This window comes from Bradyrhizobium sp. CIR48 (assembly GCF_014198315.1).
In the GTDB taxonomy this organism is placed as follows: Bacteria; Pseudomonadota; Alphaproteobacteria; order Rhizobiales; family Xanthobacteraceae; genus Bradyrhizobium.
The window spans coordinates 1,297,724-1,311,795 of the sequence record NZ_JACIHG010000001.1 but is presented as its reverse complement, the minus strand read 5'-3'; the positions used below and the strand labels follow the sequence as shown (position 1 = coordinate 1,311,795).

The following is a 14,072-nucleotide window of genomic DNA, read 5'->3' as shown; positions in this document are numbered from 1 at the left end:
TCCGTCCGCGCACGTCCTCGCTGGGAATCCGAGGGGTGGCGTGTGCTCGCCCCCGAAGCCATACGAAGACGCTGTCGGCGTCGTGTCGTTTGCGCGAAGCCATTGCTCACGGTGTCCCGCCCTGCAATGCCCGCTCGCGCCCGACGCCGTCGCGTCCATCGCTACCCAGCCCGCGGTTCGTGACGATCGCGATCCGCCCCTTGTCTCGGGCCAGGGTGAGCAGTGTGTACGATAAATCCGAATTTCGGTAAAGTGGAATATTTTGCGAGGTGGGGCTTGACAGGCGGCTTGGTCAAACTGACCGAGCTGTTTTGCCCGACGGGCGCGCTGCGACGAGCTTTTCCTTGAGGACGGGTGCTCGTGAATGGCAGCTTCCAAGAGCAAGACGGAAGTCGCCCCGCTTGGTCATCCTCGACGGCTTATGACCCATTGCTGCCGTCAGCCATCTACTTGCGCGCAAGAAAAACGTTAGAGGGTTCGACCTCGATCAGGAAAGCGTCGTTGGCGAGGCTCGGCACCCCGATCCAGGTTGCGCAGGGCGGGTTCTCGCCGAACGCCGCCCTGAGAGCGGTGGTGATCGCTCCACTTTCATGCATGTGACTTAGCTTGATGTAGAGTCGGAGTGAGCCGACGTCATCGAGCGTCGCGCCAACCGATGCCAATGCGACAGCCAGGTTTTCTAGGCTCTTTTCAAGTTGACGCCCGATGTCACCGGCACCGACGATGTTTCGATCGGCATCCCAAGCGACCTGGCCGGACACATTTACCACGTCACCGAACGGCGTCCGAATGACTGTAACCTGAGCAAAACCATACGGCCGGCTATCAAAGAGCCCTGCAGCAACATGGACGGATCGGGTCATTGGGGCTCCTTGTTTTTTGCCGCGGTCAACGGCGCAACTGCGACGAATAGAACATACGAAGGCGACAAGCGACACTTCGGCTCCTGGCTCGACTGAGAAATCCTCACGGCCGAATCGATGTCTGCCATCCGTGGTAGTTCAGACCAGATTTGCTCTCAGCGAGACTTTCGGCCTTTGACCCGAAGCCGTCTTGCACGATGCCCCGCAATTGCGACGCAGCAATTGCTGCCTCAGCAGGTGCGACGACCATCGATGCGTGATACGCTGCGTCACCTCGTCCTCAAGCTGCAATGAGGATCGAATGAAGCGGCGGGAGTTCATAGCGGGTACTGCGGCGCTGCTCGTTTCGCCGAGACGTTCGTGGGCGCAGGGTAGACACCATCGACTCGGCTTCCTTGCTATAGGTGATGGGAGCGGGCGGGCCCTCAATCAAGCCGAGCTTGCGTTATTTGATGGGCTGCAAAAGCACGGCTGGATCGATGGAAGAAACCTGATTGTCGAGTATCGTTTTTCCCAACCCCCAGACCGACTGCCAGCTTCAGTTGCCGACCTGATTGCTCTCAGTCCCGATGTGCTCGTCGCTGCGGCGCCGCGGGCAACCACAGCCCTGAAATCCGCAACTGCCACCATCCCAATCGTATTCGTGGCAGTGTTCGATCCCGTGGGGCTTGGCCTCGTGCAAAGCCTATCGCGTCCAGGCGGCAATATAACGGGTCTCGCGACCTCCGCAGGGGTAACAATCGGAAAGCAAATCGAAATCCTCCGCGAACTAGTGCCCGGCGCTTCGAAAATCGCGCTCTTAGTCAATCCGGGCAATCCAATGCACAGGCTGATATTAGTCGAGGAGGTTCCTCCCACAGCTCGGAACCTGGGCGTGGCTCTGCCGATAGTGGAGGCGACCTCGGCTGAGCAGCTCGATACCGCCTTTGCCTCGGCCGCCGCCCAGCGCCCCGATGCAATGATCGTTCTTGGCGACCCTCTGACTGTAGTCCAGGGCCCCCGAATTGTTGCGCTCGCGGCGAAGCATCGTTTGCCCGCTATTCATCTCTCACGAGAATTCGCGAATGGCGGATTGGTCGTTTATGGCCCCGATATAGCCGATCTGTTCCGCCGTGCAGGCGGTTACGTCAATAAGATCCTCAAAGGCACGAAGCCTTCCGATCTGCCGGTCGAGCAGCCGACCAAATTCCAGCTAGTGATCAACATGAAGACTGCCAAAGCGCTCGGCGTCACCGTGCCGACCTCGTTGCTCCTTCGCGCGGATGAAGTGATTGAATAGAATTTGCTGCGCCGCATGAGTCCGGATATGCAGCTGATGGCTCGAACCCGTGTCAGTTCGGCTTTCAGAGGCAATCCCGACGGCAATCCAGGATGGCGTTTATTGCTGCTTTTGGCTCGTTGCGGCCCACCAGCATCTAGCCTGGGGGCGGGTGCAGTTTATGCCATTTTTCACGCGCGGTTTCCGCTGATCCGCCGCGCCGTACTTCATCTTCTCTAAAATCTTTCCAATACCGATAGGTGCAAAACAGCCCGTACAGCCAAAGAAAGACGAGCACCAGAACAAGCGGACCAATCAAGCCTTTCGCGAACTCGGTTGGATCGAGAATCTTCAGCAAGAAAATCAAGGCGAGACATAGGGCTCCAGCAACAGCAAAGACTCGCGCTCGTAACCGCCAAACTCGGACTTCCTCTGAAACAGTCATCCCTCTTTCTTAGGCGTACGTACGCTCTCGCGCCGAGCCGGTAGGGCGAAAGCCAGGAGGCTCATTGGGGAGACCGAAAGCAACCAGCCTACCATACCAAATGGCACTCGTGACCCGAACGGGACATCGGGGGGCCCACAGTGCGGCTGGCAAGGCAGCGCCAATGGATCAGGAACAGGCCAGAGCTTCGCTCGACAATGCGGCAGCGAACGTCATCCAAGCTTGAGACCTCGCCGCCATTGGCGACCGGATTGGGGTTCCTAACCTTGGGACGAAATCAAAACCTGCCAGATCTGATCCGACCGCGTGGGGGCCGGCCGATCAGTTCAGCTGGCACTCACGATCGGAAATCGCTGATCTAGTCGGCGTTATAGGCCACCTCGCCCTTCCCAGTAGGTGGGCGTCCCGTAATACCGGTGGGTTTGGGTCTCCCAATTTCGATCTTCCCAGGAGTCATCGCTAAACTCAGGCGCGTCCCTCAGCTGTTGCTCCGTGATATTGGTTCGGAAGCCTTCAAGTGACGTGTCATACGTCAGAGCGCCCCAGGGAATGGGGTAATGGCTGTGACCCAAGCCGACAAATCCGCCGAAGCTCATAACGGCATAAGCCACGCGACCTGACACCTTGTCGATAATTAGGTGATCAATCTCACCGATATTCTTTCCATCTGCTCCATACACCTCGGTTCCTTGAATGTCTTCGCTTGAGATGCAGTGATGATCCGGATGGGCTGTTGCGCGGGCCATGACTTTTTCTCCTTCATGGGGTAGGTGGTTTGTCGGCTTAACTCTGCCGCTCCGAGGGTGTTCCTGCGTTAGGCGTAACGGTCGTAGCGCCGATGACCAGCCTGGCGACGCTGACATGGACTTTAAGAGCTCAAACAGAGGGACGACGATGAGGCGCAGATCTGGCGACGACCGGCGGGGTCGCTTCGCGCCGCTTTGCGACGCAATATTTCGTAGCAAAGCGAATAGAAATCCTCCGGGAATTGGTGCCCGGGGCCTCGCAAATCGCGATCCTGGTCAATCCCGACAACCCGATGCATAAGCTGTTGTTGGCCGATGAGGTGCCCAGTACGGCGCGCAACCTCGGCGTGGCTCTACCGATAGTTCAGGCGACCACGGCCGAGTGCGATGCACGAGTCTCTTGTTGGCCCAAAGCCGCCATGCAGCCGCGTCGGCTTCGATGTCGCCTTCCAACAGCAAACCGGACCAACGAACCGACGAGTACGTGCCTCAAATCACCCCCGCCAGCCTTAGCGCCACGCCCGCCGCGCAGCTGCCCGCCAGCACCGTCAGCATGCCCAGCTTGAGCCGGAAGATCGCCGTTGCTGCTGCGATCGCCAGCAGCAGCGCCGGCAAATCGACGCTTCTCAGCACCGGCATATCGAAGTTCAGCGGAAACGCATGCACCGGCACGGTCTCGCGGAACAGCGTGTGGAGCGCGAACCAGATCGAGAGGTTGAGGATCACGCCGACGACGGCGGCGGTGATCGCACTGAGCGCGCCGGCGAGGCCGGTGTTGCCGCGCAGGCGCTCGATATAGGGGGCGCCGACGAAGATCCAGAGGAAGCACGGCGTGAAGGTGACCCAGGTCGCGAGCAATCCGCCGAGCGTCGCCGCCAGCATCGGCGACAGGCCGCTCGGGTCGCGATAGGCCGCCATGAAGCCCACGAACTGGAGCACCATGATCAGCGGGCCCGGCGTGGTCTCGGCCATGCCGAGGCCGTCGAGCATCTCGTGCGGCTTCAGCCAGTGATAATGCTCGACCGCCTGCTGGGCGACATAGGCCAGCACGGCGTAGGCGCCGCCGAAAGTGACCAGCGACATCTTCGAGAAGAACAGCGCGATCTGGCTGAAGACGTTGCCTTGCCCGAGCACCAGGAGCAGTGCGATGACAGGCACCAGCCAGAGCGCCAGCCACAGTGCGCCGACGCGGATCGCGCGCGCGATGTTGGGTTTGACGTGGTCGGGCACGGCTTCGCCGAGCATGCTGTCGATCGCGGCGCCGCTAGCGCCATGGCCGTGACCGGCCGGCGCGAATTCGGCGCGGCCGCTTCGCGCGCCGGCATAACCGATAAGGCCGGCGGCGATGATGATGATCGGGAAGGGCACTGCGAAGAAGAAGATCGCGACGAAGGCGATTGCCGCGAGCGCGATCATGATGCGGTTCTTCAGCGCGCGCTTGCCGACGCGTACCACGGCCTCGATGACGATGGCGAGCACGGCGGCCTTGAGGCCGAAGAACAGCGCCTCGACGAAGCTGACGTTGCCGAAAGCCGCGTAGATGTAGCTGAGGCCCATGATGGCGATGATGCCGGGCAGGATGAACAACCCCCCCGCCATCAGCCCGCCGGCAGTGCGATGCATCAGCCAGCCGACATAGGTGGCGAGCTGCTGCGCCTCAGGTCCCGGCAACAGCATGCAGTAATTCAGCGCATGCAGGAAACGGCCTTCAGAGATCCACTTCTTCTCCTCGACCAGGATGCGGTGCATCACCGCGATCTGGCCCGCGGGCCCGCCGAAGCTCAGGCAGGCGACGCGAAGCCAGACGCGGAACGCTTCGTTGAAGCTGATGCCGTGACCGGCATCAGCTCCTGCTTGAACATTCCGCGTGTCCATTACGCCTTCACCTTGTTGGTCGGCCAGTTGTGGGTCTCGGTGGTGGCGTCGCGGCACCAGCGGTAGAAGGCATCGTAGAGCGTCATGCCGGCTTCGAGCTGCGCGAGGTCGTCGTCATACATCCGCGACAGCCCGAGCGAGGCCGCGAGCAGACCGGGCGCCTCCGGGGCGAGGTCGGGCCGCGCGGTGTCGGCGCCGCGCACCAGCGTGGCCAGCCGCAGCAAAGGCGGCGTCGCAATGCCGAACTCCTCGATCATCACGTCGAAGGTGCAGAGCTCGCCGCGGTGACTCCAGAACACGTTCTCGATGTCGAAGGGGGCAGCATTGAATCGCTCGCCGACGGCGACCACCTCGGACGGCGCCACATACAGGAACACCGCATTGGGATCGACGAAGCGGCGGATCAGCCAGGGGCAGGCGATGCGGTCGACCTTCGGCCGCGCCCGCGTGACCCAGACCGTGCGCCCCTTGGCATCGCGCGGCGGCAGCTTGCGGGCGTCGACCAGCGGCAGCTTGGCCGCCTTCCAGCCCTCGAAGCCGCCCTCGAGAGTCTCGGCCTCCACGCCGAGCTGGCGGAGCCAGGCCGCCGTGCCCTGCGCGAGCTTCTCGCCGCGGAAGCACGAGACGACAGCCCGGCGGCCGGCGAAGTCGCCGCCCCAGTCGGTCACATTCTCGTGGCTGAGCTTGATAGAGCCGGGGATCAGCCGCCGGTCGGCGGCAAAATCCTCTTCAGTCCGCACGTCGATCAGGACAGGCGTGTTCGCCGTGCCGATCAACCGTGCCAATTTGTCAGACGATATGGTCGTGAATGTAGACATGATGCGTCCTCGCAAGAACCGAACGGGACGCGATGCTTGGGCGTGTCGCCTCGTGGGGAGATCGCTCAAATCCCCATGGCGCAGATTACATCGAAACTAAGAAGCACTGTCAATCCGCAGGACGATTGGACCTTCGAAAAGTGCTGCCCGCCGGTCTATACTGAAACCCCAGCAGACCTGAATCCCCTGGAGAATTCGATGCATTCCCATTCCATCGAACAATGGACCCATGACCACGCCTTTCTCGGCCAGAAGCACGACGAGAACGAGCGGCGCACCTGGTTCGTGGTCGTCCTGACGCTGGTCATGATGGTCGGTGAGATTGTCGCCGGCTCGCTGTTCGGCTCGATGGCGCTGCTCGCCGACGGCTGGCACATGGGCACGCATGCGGCCGCGCTCGGCATCGCCGCCTTCGCCTATCGTTTCGCGCGGCGGCATCTGGGCAATGCGCATTTCACCTTCGGCACCGGCAAGTTCGGCGATCTCGCCGCCTTCGCCAGCGCGATCATTTTGGGATTGATCGCGGTCGAGATCGCCTATGAGAGCGTGCTGCGGCTGATCAATCCGGTGCCGATCGTATATGGCGAGGCGATCGCGGTGGCCGTCCTCGGACTGTGCGTCAACCTCGCCAGCGCGTGGCTGCTGCAAGGCAGCCACGATCATCACCATCACGGCCATGATCACGGCCACAGCCATGCGCATGATGCCCACGGGGATCACGACCATGATCATCACGGCCATCACCACCATCACGACAACAACCTTCGCGCGGCCTACGTCCATGTCATGGCCGATGCCGCGACCTCGGTGCTGGCGATCGCAGCTCTTGCCGTCGCCATGTATTCGGGCTGGGTCTGGGCCGATCCGGCGGTCGGCCTGATCGGCAGCGTGGTGATCGCGAGCTGGGCGTTCGGCTTGATCAAGACGTCGGGCGCGGTGCTGCTCGACGTGCGCGCCGATGAGAAGCTGGAGCGGGTGATCCGGGCGCGCATGGAGGTCGGCGACGACCGCGTCACTGATCTGCATCTGTGGCAGGTCGGTCCTGGCCATTGCGCCGTGCTGCTCTCGGTGGTGTCCGACAAGCCGAAGCAGCCGGCCGTCTACAAGCAGCGGCTCGCCGGGCTGAAGGGCCTTAGCCACGTCACGGTGGAGGTCGAGACCTGCCTGCATTGACGTGAACCGCGCGAGCGGAATTCTGCGATGCGGCCGGGGTTGATCCTCGGTCGCAGCCCGCATGGCTGTACCGGAGGAACAATGATGCCCAGGATCACGTTCGCTGTCGCCCTCGCTGCGCTCGCTTTGTCCGGCCCCGCGGCGCTGGCGCAATCGGAAAAGGCCGGCGTCGAGAAGCTCTATGTGCTCAACTGCGGCGAGGGCACCGCAGGTGATATCTCGCGCTGGACGCCCGGCCTGAACGAAGGCAAGTCGATGGACTTCGTCGACACCTGCTACCTCGTCAAGCACAGCAAGGGCTGGTTCCTGTGGGACACCGGCATCGCCGATTCCGTCGCGAGCATGCCCGACGGCCTCGTGCCCGCCGATCCCAAGGCCGTCACCTGGCGCCGGCCGAAGACGCTTGCCGCCCAGCTCGAACAGCTTGGGCTGAAGCCCGATGACGTCAAGGCGATGGCCGTCTCGCACACGCACCCCGACCACACCGGCAATGTCGAGCTGTTCCCGCAGGCCACGCTCTACGTGCAGAAGGCCGAATATGACTGGCCCGGCGCCAACAACCAGCCGCGCTTCAAGCCATCGCACCCGGTCGAGCTGCTCAACGGCGACAAGGACGTGTTCGGCGATGGCAGCGTGACCATCCTGTCGACGCCCGGCCACACGCCCGGGCATCAGTCGCTGCTGGTGAAACTGCCGAAGACCGGCGCGGTGGTGCTGTCGGGCGACGCCGTCCATTTTAGGGATAATTGGGACAACCGCCGCGTGCCCAGCATGAACGTCGACAAGGACCAGACCGCGGCCTCGATGCAGAAGATCGCTGACACCCTGGCCAAGGAGAAGGCGCAGCTCTGGATCAACCACGACAAGGCCCAGCGCGACAGCCAGAAGCTGGCGCCGGAGTTTTACGACTAAGGCGGATCAGCCCTTTGGTGCCGTCACTGTGGGCGGGCTTGCGTCCGGCGTCTTCTTCGGCTTGAGGGTGCCGGCGTAGAATGAGACCAGCCAGATCAAGAGAACGGCGAGGAGGTAGACGCCCCAGGCCTGCGGCGGGGTGGTGGCCCAGCGCAGGAGGCTTTTGAATGTGCGGGGCGGGCCAGCGTCCTCGGTCATGGCCCGCTTGTGCGCGAAACCTCGGGCATGGTCAATCCGGCCGCGGCTTGGTGCGGATCAGGAACAACGCCGCCAGCGCCGAGAGGCTGAGCGCGGACGAGACGATCAGCACCTTGGCGCCCATGAGGTCGATCAGCAGGCCGAAGGTCAGCGGCGCCACTGCCTGCGCCATCCGTGCCGGGGCGCCGATGATGCCGAGGCGATAGCCGAAATCCTTCGGGCCGAAGATCGACAGCGGCAGCGTGCCGCGCGCGATCGTCAAAATGCCGTTGCCCGAGCCGTGGAACAGCGCGAACGCGCTCGCCGCGGCGCCGCCGAAGATCGCCACGATCACCGCGCCGATGGGGTGGGTGAGGCAGGCGAGCCGGGTCGACCACAGCGGATGGAAGCGGCTGAGGAAGCCGGCCTCCAGGATGCGCGCGCCGACCTGGGCCGGGCCGATCAGCGCGCCGGCGGCGATCGCCTCGACCGGGGTTGCGCCTGTCGTCTCGAGGATGCGCGGGAAATGCGCGGCCATGGCGCCGGTGACGGTCCAGACCGCCGCGAAGATGAAGGCGAGCAGGATCATGGTGCGGTCGAGCGGCAGATGCGGCTTCTCGGCCGCCGCCGCCTGCCTGGCGCCCTTGATCGTCGGCAGCACGAAGAAGTTGAGCGGCAGGCCGATCAGGATGTTGGCGGCCGCCCAGGCAAAGCAGGTCTCGCGCCAGCCGATATGCGACAGGCCCCAGGCCGTGAGCGGCCAGCCGACGGTCGAGGCGAACCCCGCCATCAGCGTGATGCCTGTGATGGGCCTGCGCGCCTCGGTGCCGTAGATGCGCCCCAGCGCGGCGAAGGCGGCGTCGTAGAGCCCCATCGCCATGCCGATGCCGAGCACGAGCCAGGCGAACACCATCACCGGGACGGAATGTGCGAAGCCAAGCAGCGCGAGGCCGGCGGCAATGGTCAGGTTCGAAGCCGACAGCACCTGCCGGCCGCCGACGAGATCGATCTGACGGCCGATGCGCGGGCCGAGCATCGCCGAAATCACCAGCGAGGCCGAGAACGCGCCAAAGATCCAGTTGGAGGAGACGCCGAGGTCACGCGCCATGGGATCGGCGATCAGCGCCGGCAGATAATAGCTGGACGCCCAGGCCAGGGTCTGCGTGGTGCCGAGCGCCAGGATGATCGGAAGCTGGCGCTGGCTCATATTCCTGTATTTCTGGTCGGCAGTGACATCGGTTCCATTTGCAGCCGGCACGACAGCGCGTCAACCGCGCCTGTGGCATATTCGACCTGCTGCGGGCGGGAGCCTCGTTGCGCACGTTCGCGCGCGGCCTTTCGCCCGTCACGAATGCACGCCATAATGGCGCATGCAATTGACCTCGCGCCTTGCGCTGATGAACTGGCTGACCGGCCAGGGGCTCACGGGCCTTCCCGAAAACGAACTGCTCCGCGGCTTCTGCGAGCGCTGCCGCGCCGAGGGGCTGGAGCTGTCGCGTGCGCTGGTCGTGATCGACACGCTGCATCCGATCTATGAGGGCCGCGGCTTCCGCTGGAGCGACCGTCCCAGCAACGAGAGCGACGCGTTCGAATACCGCTCGACCGCCGAGGGCGACGCCGCCGCAAGCTGGCGCCGCTCGGTGTTCTTCCACATGCTGGAGCATGGCCACGACGAGATGGTGATCGATCTGGCCGACGCGCCGTCGATGGATTTCTCCCAGATCGGCGAGCTCGCCGAAAAAGGCCACAAGCACTATCTCGCCTTCGTGCATCGCTTCGGCGAGAACGGCGCGCTCGGCCTGATGGACTGCCTCTACTCCTGCTGGACCACGCGCCGCGACAGCGGCTTCTCCGGCGGCGCGCTCGAAGCGCTGCGCGATCTCGTGCCGGTGCTGGGGCTCGCGATCAAATCGGCCCAGCAGGTCGACATCGCGCGCACGCTCGGGCGCGTCTATCTCGGCCGCGACGCCTCCGAGCAGGTGCTGCGCGGCCGCATCTCGCGCGGCGTCACCGAGCGCATCAACGCCGTGCTCTGGTACTCGGATCTGCGCGGTTCGACCGGAATCAGCGAGAGCATCGGCCCCGACGAGATCATCCCGTTCCTCAACGACTACGCGCAGGCCGTGATCGACGCGATCCACGAGGCCGGCGGCGACGTGCTCAAGCTGATCGGGGACGGCGTGCTCGCGATGTTCTGGGGTGAGGACATGGCGGATGCGCGGCGCGCTGCGCTCCGCGCCGAGCATCTGTTCCGCAAGAACGTCGCGGCGTTGAACAAGCGGCGCGAGGCCGACGGCCGTCCCACCACCTCGGCCTATATCGGCCTGCATGTCGGCGAGGTCTTCTATGGCAATATCGGCAGCGAGGACCGGCTCGATTTCACGGTGGTCGGGCCGACCGTCAACGAGGTCAGCCGCATCGCCTCGATGAGCCGCTCGGTCGACCGCGAGCTGTTGGCATCGGCGGAATTCTACAAGGGCCTGGATGCCGCCGGCCGGCGCTATCTCGTCTCCACCGGCCGCTACGCGCTGCGCGGCATCGGCCGCGCGCAGGATCTCTACACGCTCGATCCCGAGGTCGACGCCAGCGAGCCGGTGACGGGGAGCTACGAGCGGTACCTGGCGAGCTAGCACCGCGCCGCGACTTCATCCCCCACCATGTCCGGCTGCCGATCCAGCGCCACGGCCGGCGACAGCCAGATCACCAGCGCCTGCGCGCCGAACACGGCGGCCGCGAGATAAAGGCAGGCTTCGGCGCTCCAGAGGCCGCCGACGACCGCGCCCAGCGCCGAGCCGAGCGGGCGCGCGCCGTAGCTCATGATGTTGATGGCGGAGACGCGGCCCAAGAGGCGCGGCGGCGTCACGGACTGGCGCAGCGTCGTGGTCGAGATCACCCAGAGGATCGGCCCGACGCCGAGCAGGAAGAAGCTCAACGCCGCGAGCCAGGGCGAGGGGACCAGCACCGTCAGCGCCATCACCACAGCTGCAACGAAGCCCGTCACCGGGCCGAGGCCGACGACGGTGCCAAAAGCCACGCGCTGCATCACGCGCGTCGCGAACAGCGCGCCGATCACCATGCCGACGCCGTACATGGTCAGCACCGTGCCGACGCCGGCGGCGGTGAGGCCGAGATGGCGCACGGCATAGGGCACGAACACCGCGATCTGCAGGAACCAGCCGGTGTTGAAGATGAACTGGGTGATGAACACCGGCCGCAGCAGCGGATGACGGAATACGAAGGCCGCGCCTTCGCGGATATCCTGGAACGGATGTCGCCGCGGGGCGGGCGCGCGCGCCGGTTCGAAGATGCCCGAGAGCAGCACCACCGCAATCGCCGACAGCGCCGCGGCGAAGCCGAACGCCGGGCTCGCGCCCCACCATCCCACCAGTGCGCCGCCGAGGGCGGGTCCGCTGGCGAAGGCGACGGTGCGCGCCAGCTCGATCCGGGCATTCGCCGCCGGCAGGAGGTCGGAGCTCACCAACGACGGCACCAGCGCCGGCGCGGCCACGCTGTAGACGACGGTGCCGCACACGGCTGCGAAGCCGAGCAGCGCCAGCAGCGGAAGATTGAGGGCGCCGAGCGCGAGCAGCAGCACGATTGTCCCGAGGGCCACCGCCCGCAGCGCCTCCGCGCCGGCCATCAGCGAGCGGCGCGAGATGCGGTCGGCGAGCAGACCGGCCGGAATCGCGAACAGCACGAAGGGCAGGGTCAGTGCGGTCTGCAGCAGGCCGGTCTGGCCTTCCGCGACCCCGAGCGTGAGCACGGCGACGATGGGAGCTGCGGCCAGCGCGATCTGCTCGGCCGACTGCGCCGCGAGGTTGGACCAGGCGAGGCGGCCAAAGGTGTCGGGGAGGCGAGGCGGGTTTGACATGGCTCATTTCCTGCAAAGTCGGGTTGGCGCCAGTATCCGGCGCCAACGGCCGCCAAACCCACCCGCTTCCCGACACGGCGGCGAATAACGGCAGGAACGGGAACCCATGCCGCTAGATGCAGTTGCAAATGAGTTGCAATAAGACTCGATTTCGGTATTCTCGCCCCATGGATGCCCGATCGCCTGATTTGAGTCCCGACGTCGCCGGCTGGCGCGCTGATGCGCCCGTCACCAAAAGTCTCGCCGAGGTCAACGCCACGGTCGCCATTCCGGCCGCGGGCCGCTGGTGGCGCCGGCTGCTCGCCTTTGTCGGCCCGGGCTATCTGGTCTCGGTCGGCTACATGGACCCCGGCAATTGGGCGACCGACCTCGCCGGTGGCTCCAAGTTCGGCTACACGCTGCTATCGGTCATCCTGCTTTCGAATTTGATGGCGATCCTGCTGCAGTCGCTGGCGGCACGGCTCGGCATCGTCACCGACCGTGACCTCGCGCAGGCCTGCCGCGCCACCTATTCGCCGGCGGTGAATTTCCTGCTCTGGCTCGCCTGCGAGGCGGCGATCATTGCCTGCGATCTCGCCGAAGTCATCGGCACCGCGATCGCGCTGAAGCTGCTGTTCGGCATTCCCCTGATCGGCGGCGCGCTGCTCGCGGCCCTCGATGCGTTCCTGCTGCTGCTGCTGATGAATCGCGGCTTCCGCTTCCTCGAAGCCTTCGTCATCGCACTCCTGGCGGTGATCGCGGTCTGCTTCGCGGTCCAGATCGTGGCTGCGGCGCCGCCGGTTGCGGAGGTCCTGCACGGCTTCATGCCGAAGAGCGAGATCTTCACCAACCCCGAGATGCTCTACATCGCGATCGGGATCATCGGTGCGACGGTGATGCCGCATAATCTCTATCTGCATTCCTCGATCGTGCAGACGCGCGCCTATGAGCGCAACGACACCGGCCGGCGCGAGGCGATCAAATGGGCGACGACGGACTCGACCATCGCCCTGATGCTGGCGCTGTTCATCAATGCCGCGATCCTGGTGGTCGCAGCCGCAACCTTCCACAAGAGCGGCCATTCCGACGTTGCCGAGATCGGCCAGGCCTTCGAGCTGCTGTCGCCGCTGCTCGGCCTCGGCATCGCTTCGACGCTGTTCGCCGTGGCGCTGCTCGCCTCCGGCCTGAACTCGACGGTGACGGCGACGCTCGCCGGCCAGATCGTGATGGAAGGCTTTCTCGACCTGCGCCTGCCGAGCTGGGCGCGCCGCCTGCTCACCCGCGGCATCGCCATCGTTCCGGTGATCGTGGTGACGGCGATCTATGGCGAGCGCGGCACCGCTGATCTGCTGGTGTTCAGCCAGGTGGTGCTGTCGATGCAGCTGCCCTTTGCGGTGATCCCGCTGGTCCGCTTCGTCTCCGACCGTCGCAAGATGGGGCAGTTCGCGATTCCGGGATATGTCGCGACGATCGCGTGGATCGTCGCGGGCGTCATCGTGATTTTGAACGTGAAGCTGCTGGTGGATACGCTGTTCGGGTGAGAGCGGCGGCTATCTATCCGGCCCGTTCAAGTGGGCCTTGCTCGGACGGCCCCCGATCAGGCAGCGAGCGTGACCTTTGCGAAAGCGAGCGTCTGCCCGGTTAGATGTCTTAGCTGGCGACTTTGCTTTCGATTTCGCGCGCAGGGGTTGCAAATCCTGGCGTCGGAACTCGATTTGGCAAACTGTCACTTTTCAATTTGTGCGGCGCGCGTATACTAGTTGCAATTGCTGACCGGGCGTACAATAATAACCCCTGTTTCAGCATTGATTTTGCTTCCGGCGGGATGATCGGCGGATCCTGCGCCGGACCAAGAGCGGCCACTGCAATTCTCCGGACTCATCTATCGGTTGTGCGCGAATAGAGTTGGCGCACGAAATTTTTGATTTGATCGTTTGGATTGTTCGACAGCTTGT

At 64.3% G+C, this 14,072-nt stretch carries 14 protein-coding genes; 5 read left to right on the top strand and 9 right to left on the bottom strand.

The window, feature by feature from the left end; all coding sequences use genetic code 11:
- Positions 1-446: 446 nt before the first annotated feature.
- Positions 447-863, bottom strand: a complete 417-nt coding sequence (locus tag GGD66_RS06385) for a RidA family protein (RefSeq protein ID WP_179740221.1) — start codon at positions 861-863, stop codon at positions 447-449.
- Positions 864-1,164: 301 nt separating this feature from the next.
- Here GGD66_RS06385 and GGD66_RS06380 point away from each other — a divergent pair, with 301 nt between their 5' ends.
- Positions 1,165-2,142: an ABC transporter substrate-binding protein gene (locus GGD66_RS06380; RefSeq protein ID WP_092257537.1), complete on the top strand. Its 978-nt coding sequence runs from the start codon at positions 1,165-1,167 to the stop codon at positions 2,140-2,142.
- A 136-nt stretch (positions 2,143-2,278) separates the two neighbouring features.
- Here GGD66_RS06380 and GGD66_RS06375 read toward each other — a convergent pair whose 3' ends face one another.
- The 4 genes from GGD66_RS06375 to GGD66_RS06360 form a co-directional block, all read right to left on the bottom strand.
- Positions 2,279-2,566 (bottom strand): hypothetical protein, encoded by a 288-nt coding sequence (locus tag GGD66_RS06375; protein WP_183257112.1) that lies wholly within the window; start codon positions 2,564-2,566, stop codon positions 2,279-2,281.
- Positions 2,567-2,934: 368 nt separating this feature from the next.
- Positions 2,935-3,312 (bottom strand): PRC-barrel domain-containing protein, encoded by a 378-nt coding sequence (locus GGD66_RS06370; RefSeq protein WP_092257534.1) that lies wholly within the window; start codon positions 3,310-3,312, stop codon positions 2,935-2,937.
- 489 nt (positions 3,313-3,801) lie between these two features.
- Positions 3,802-5,187, bottom strand: coding sequence for a chromate efflux transporter (chrA, locus tag GGD66_RS06365; RefSeq protein WP_183257111.1), 1,386 nt, complete (start codon positions 5,185-5,187; stop codon positions 3,802-3,804).
- Positions 5,187-6,005, bottom strand: a complete 819-nt coding sequence (locus GGD66_RS06360; RefSeq protein ID WP_026202293.1) for a chromate resistance protein ChrB domain-containing protein — start codon at positions 6,003-6,005, stop codon at positions 5,187-5,189. The genes chrA and GGD66_RS06360 overlap by 1 nt, the downstream gene beginning before the upstream one ends.
- Positions 6,006-6,203: 198 nt before the next feature.
- On the opposite strand from GGD66_RS06360, the gene dmeF reads away from it, so the two are divergent.
- Positions 6,204-7,178 carry a CDF family Co(II)/Ni(II) efflux transporter DmeF gene (gene dmeF, locus GGD66_RS06355; protein ID WP_183257110.1) on the top strand — a complete coding sequence of 325 codons (975 nt, stop codon included), beginning with the start codon at positions 6,204-6,206 and terminating at the stop codon, positions 7,176-7,178.
- An 81-nt stretch (positions 7,179-7,259) separates the two neighbouring features.
- Positions 7,260-8,090, top strand: a complete 831-nt coding sequence (locus tag GGD66_RS06350) for an N-acyl homoserine lactonase family protein (protein ID WP_092257526.1) — start codon at positions 7,260-7,262, stop codon at positions 8,088-8,090.
- 6 nt (positions 8,091-8,096) lie between these two features.
- On the opposite strand, the gene GGD66_RS06345 is transcribed toward GGD66_RS06350, so the two are convergent.
- Both GGD66_RS06345 and GGD66_RS06340 read right to left on the bottom strand, forming a co-directional pair.
- On the bottom strand, positions 8,097-8,288 hold the full coding sequence (locus tag GGD66_RS06345; protein WP_092257523.1) for a hypothetical protein: 192 nt from the start codon (positions 8,286-8,288) through the stop codon (positions 8,097-8,099).
- Between the two features lie 31 nt (positions 8,289-8,319).
- Complete coding sequence (locus GGD66_RS06340) at positions 8,320-9,474, bottom strand: MFS transporter (protein WP_183257109.1); 1,155 nt, start codon at positions 9,472-9,474, stop codon at positions 8,320-8,322.
- 163 nt (positions 9,475-9,637) lie between these two features.
- On the opposite strand from GGD66_RS06340, the gene GGD66_RS06335 reads away from it, so the two are divergent.
- The gene (locus GGD66_RS06335; protein WP_183257108.1) at positions 9,638-10,897 is read left to right on the top strand and encodes an adenylate/guanylate cyclase domain-containing protein; all 1,260 of its coding nucleotides are present in this window, start codon (positions 9,638-9,640) and stop codon (positions 10,895-10,897) included.
- On the opposite strand, the gene GGD66_RS06330 is transcribed toward GGD66_RS06335, so the two are convergent.
- Complete coding sequence (locus tag GGD66_RS06330; protein ID WP_183257107.1) at positions 10,894-12,138, bottom strand: MFS transporter; 1,245 nt, start codon at positions 12,136-12,138, stop codon at positions 10,894-10,896. The two genes, GGD66_RS06335 and GGD66_RS06330, sit on opposite strands and share 4 nt — an antisense overlap.
- Before the next feature lie 167 nt (positions 12,139-12,305).
- Between GGD66_RS06330 and GGD66_RS06325 the strand changes: the two genes are divergently transcribed.
- A complete protein-coding gene (locus GGD66_RS06325; protein ID WP_183257106.1) occupies positions 12,306-13,658 on the top strand; it encodes an Nramp family divalent metal transporter in 1,353 nt (450 codons plus the stop codon).
- Between the two features lie 109 nt (positions 13,659-13,767).
- Here the strand turns inward: GGD66_RS06325 and GGD66_RS06320 are convergent, their stop codons facing one another.
- Positions 13,768-13,980: a hypothetical protein gene (locus GGD66_RS06320; protein ID WP_183257105.1), complete on the bottom strand. Its 213-nt coding sequence runs from the start codon at positions 13,978-13,980 to the stop codon at positions 13,768-13,770.
- Between the last annotated feature and the right edge of the window lie 92 nt (positions 13,981-14,072).

Bases quoted from the DNA above. Each gene is read 5' to 3' on its own strand.
- GGD66_RS06370 (WP_092257534.1), bottom strand. From the start codon at position 3,312: ATGGCCCGCGCAACAGCCCATCCGGATCATCACTGCATCTCAAGCGAA.
- GGD66_RS06335 (WP_183257108.1), top strand. From the start codon at position 9,638: ATGCAATTGACCTCGCGCCTTGCGCTGATGAACTGGCTGACCGGCCAG.
- GGD66_RS06325 (WP_183257106.1), top strand. From the start codon at position 12,306: ATGGATGCCCGATCGCCTGATTTGAGTCCCGACGTCGCCGGCTGGCGC.
- GGD66_RS06375 (WP_183257112.1), bottom strand. From the start codon at position 2,566: ATGACTGTTTCAGAGGAAGTCCGAGTTTGGCGGTTACGAGCGCGAGTC.
- GGD66_RS06360 (WP_026202293.1), bottom strand. From the start codon at position 6,005: ATGTCTACATTCACGACCATATCGTCTGACAAATTGGCACGGTTGATC.
- GGD66_RS06385 (WP_179740221.1), bottom strand. From the start codon at position 863: ATGACCCGATCCGTCCATGTTGCTGCAGGGCTCTTTGATAGCCGGCCG.
- GGD66_RS06380 (WP_092257537.1), top strand. From the start codon at position 1,165: ATGAAGCGGCGGGAGTTCATAGCGGGTACTGCGGCGCTGCTCGTTTCG.
- GGD66_RS06330 (WP_183257107.1), bottom strand. From the start codon at position 12,138: ATGTCAAACCCGCCTCGCCTCCCCGACACCTTTGGCCGCCTCGCCTGG.
- chrA (WP_183257111.1), bottom strand. From the start codon at position 5,187: ATGGACACGCGGAATGTTCAAGCAGGAGCTGATGCCGGTCACGGCATC.
- dmeF (WP_183257110.1), top strand. From the start codon at position 6,204: ATGCATTCCCATTCCATCGAACAATGGACCCATGACCACGCCTTTCTC.
- GGD66_RS06340 (WP_183257109.1), bottom strand. From the start codon at position 9,474: ATGAGCCAGCGCCAGCTTCCGATCATCCTGGCGCTCGGCACCACGCAG.
- GGD66_RS06345 (WP_092257523.1), bottom strand. From the start codon at position 8,288: ATGACCGAGGACGCTGGCCCGCCCCGCACATTCAAAAGCCTCCTGCGC.
- GGD66_RS06350 (WP_092257526.1), top strand. From the start codon at position 7,260: ATGATGCCCAGGATCACGTTCGCTGTCGCCCTCGCTGCGCTCGCTTTG.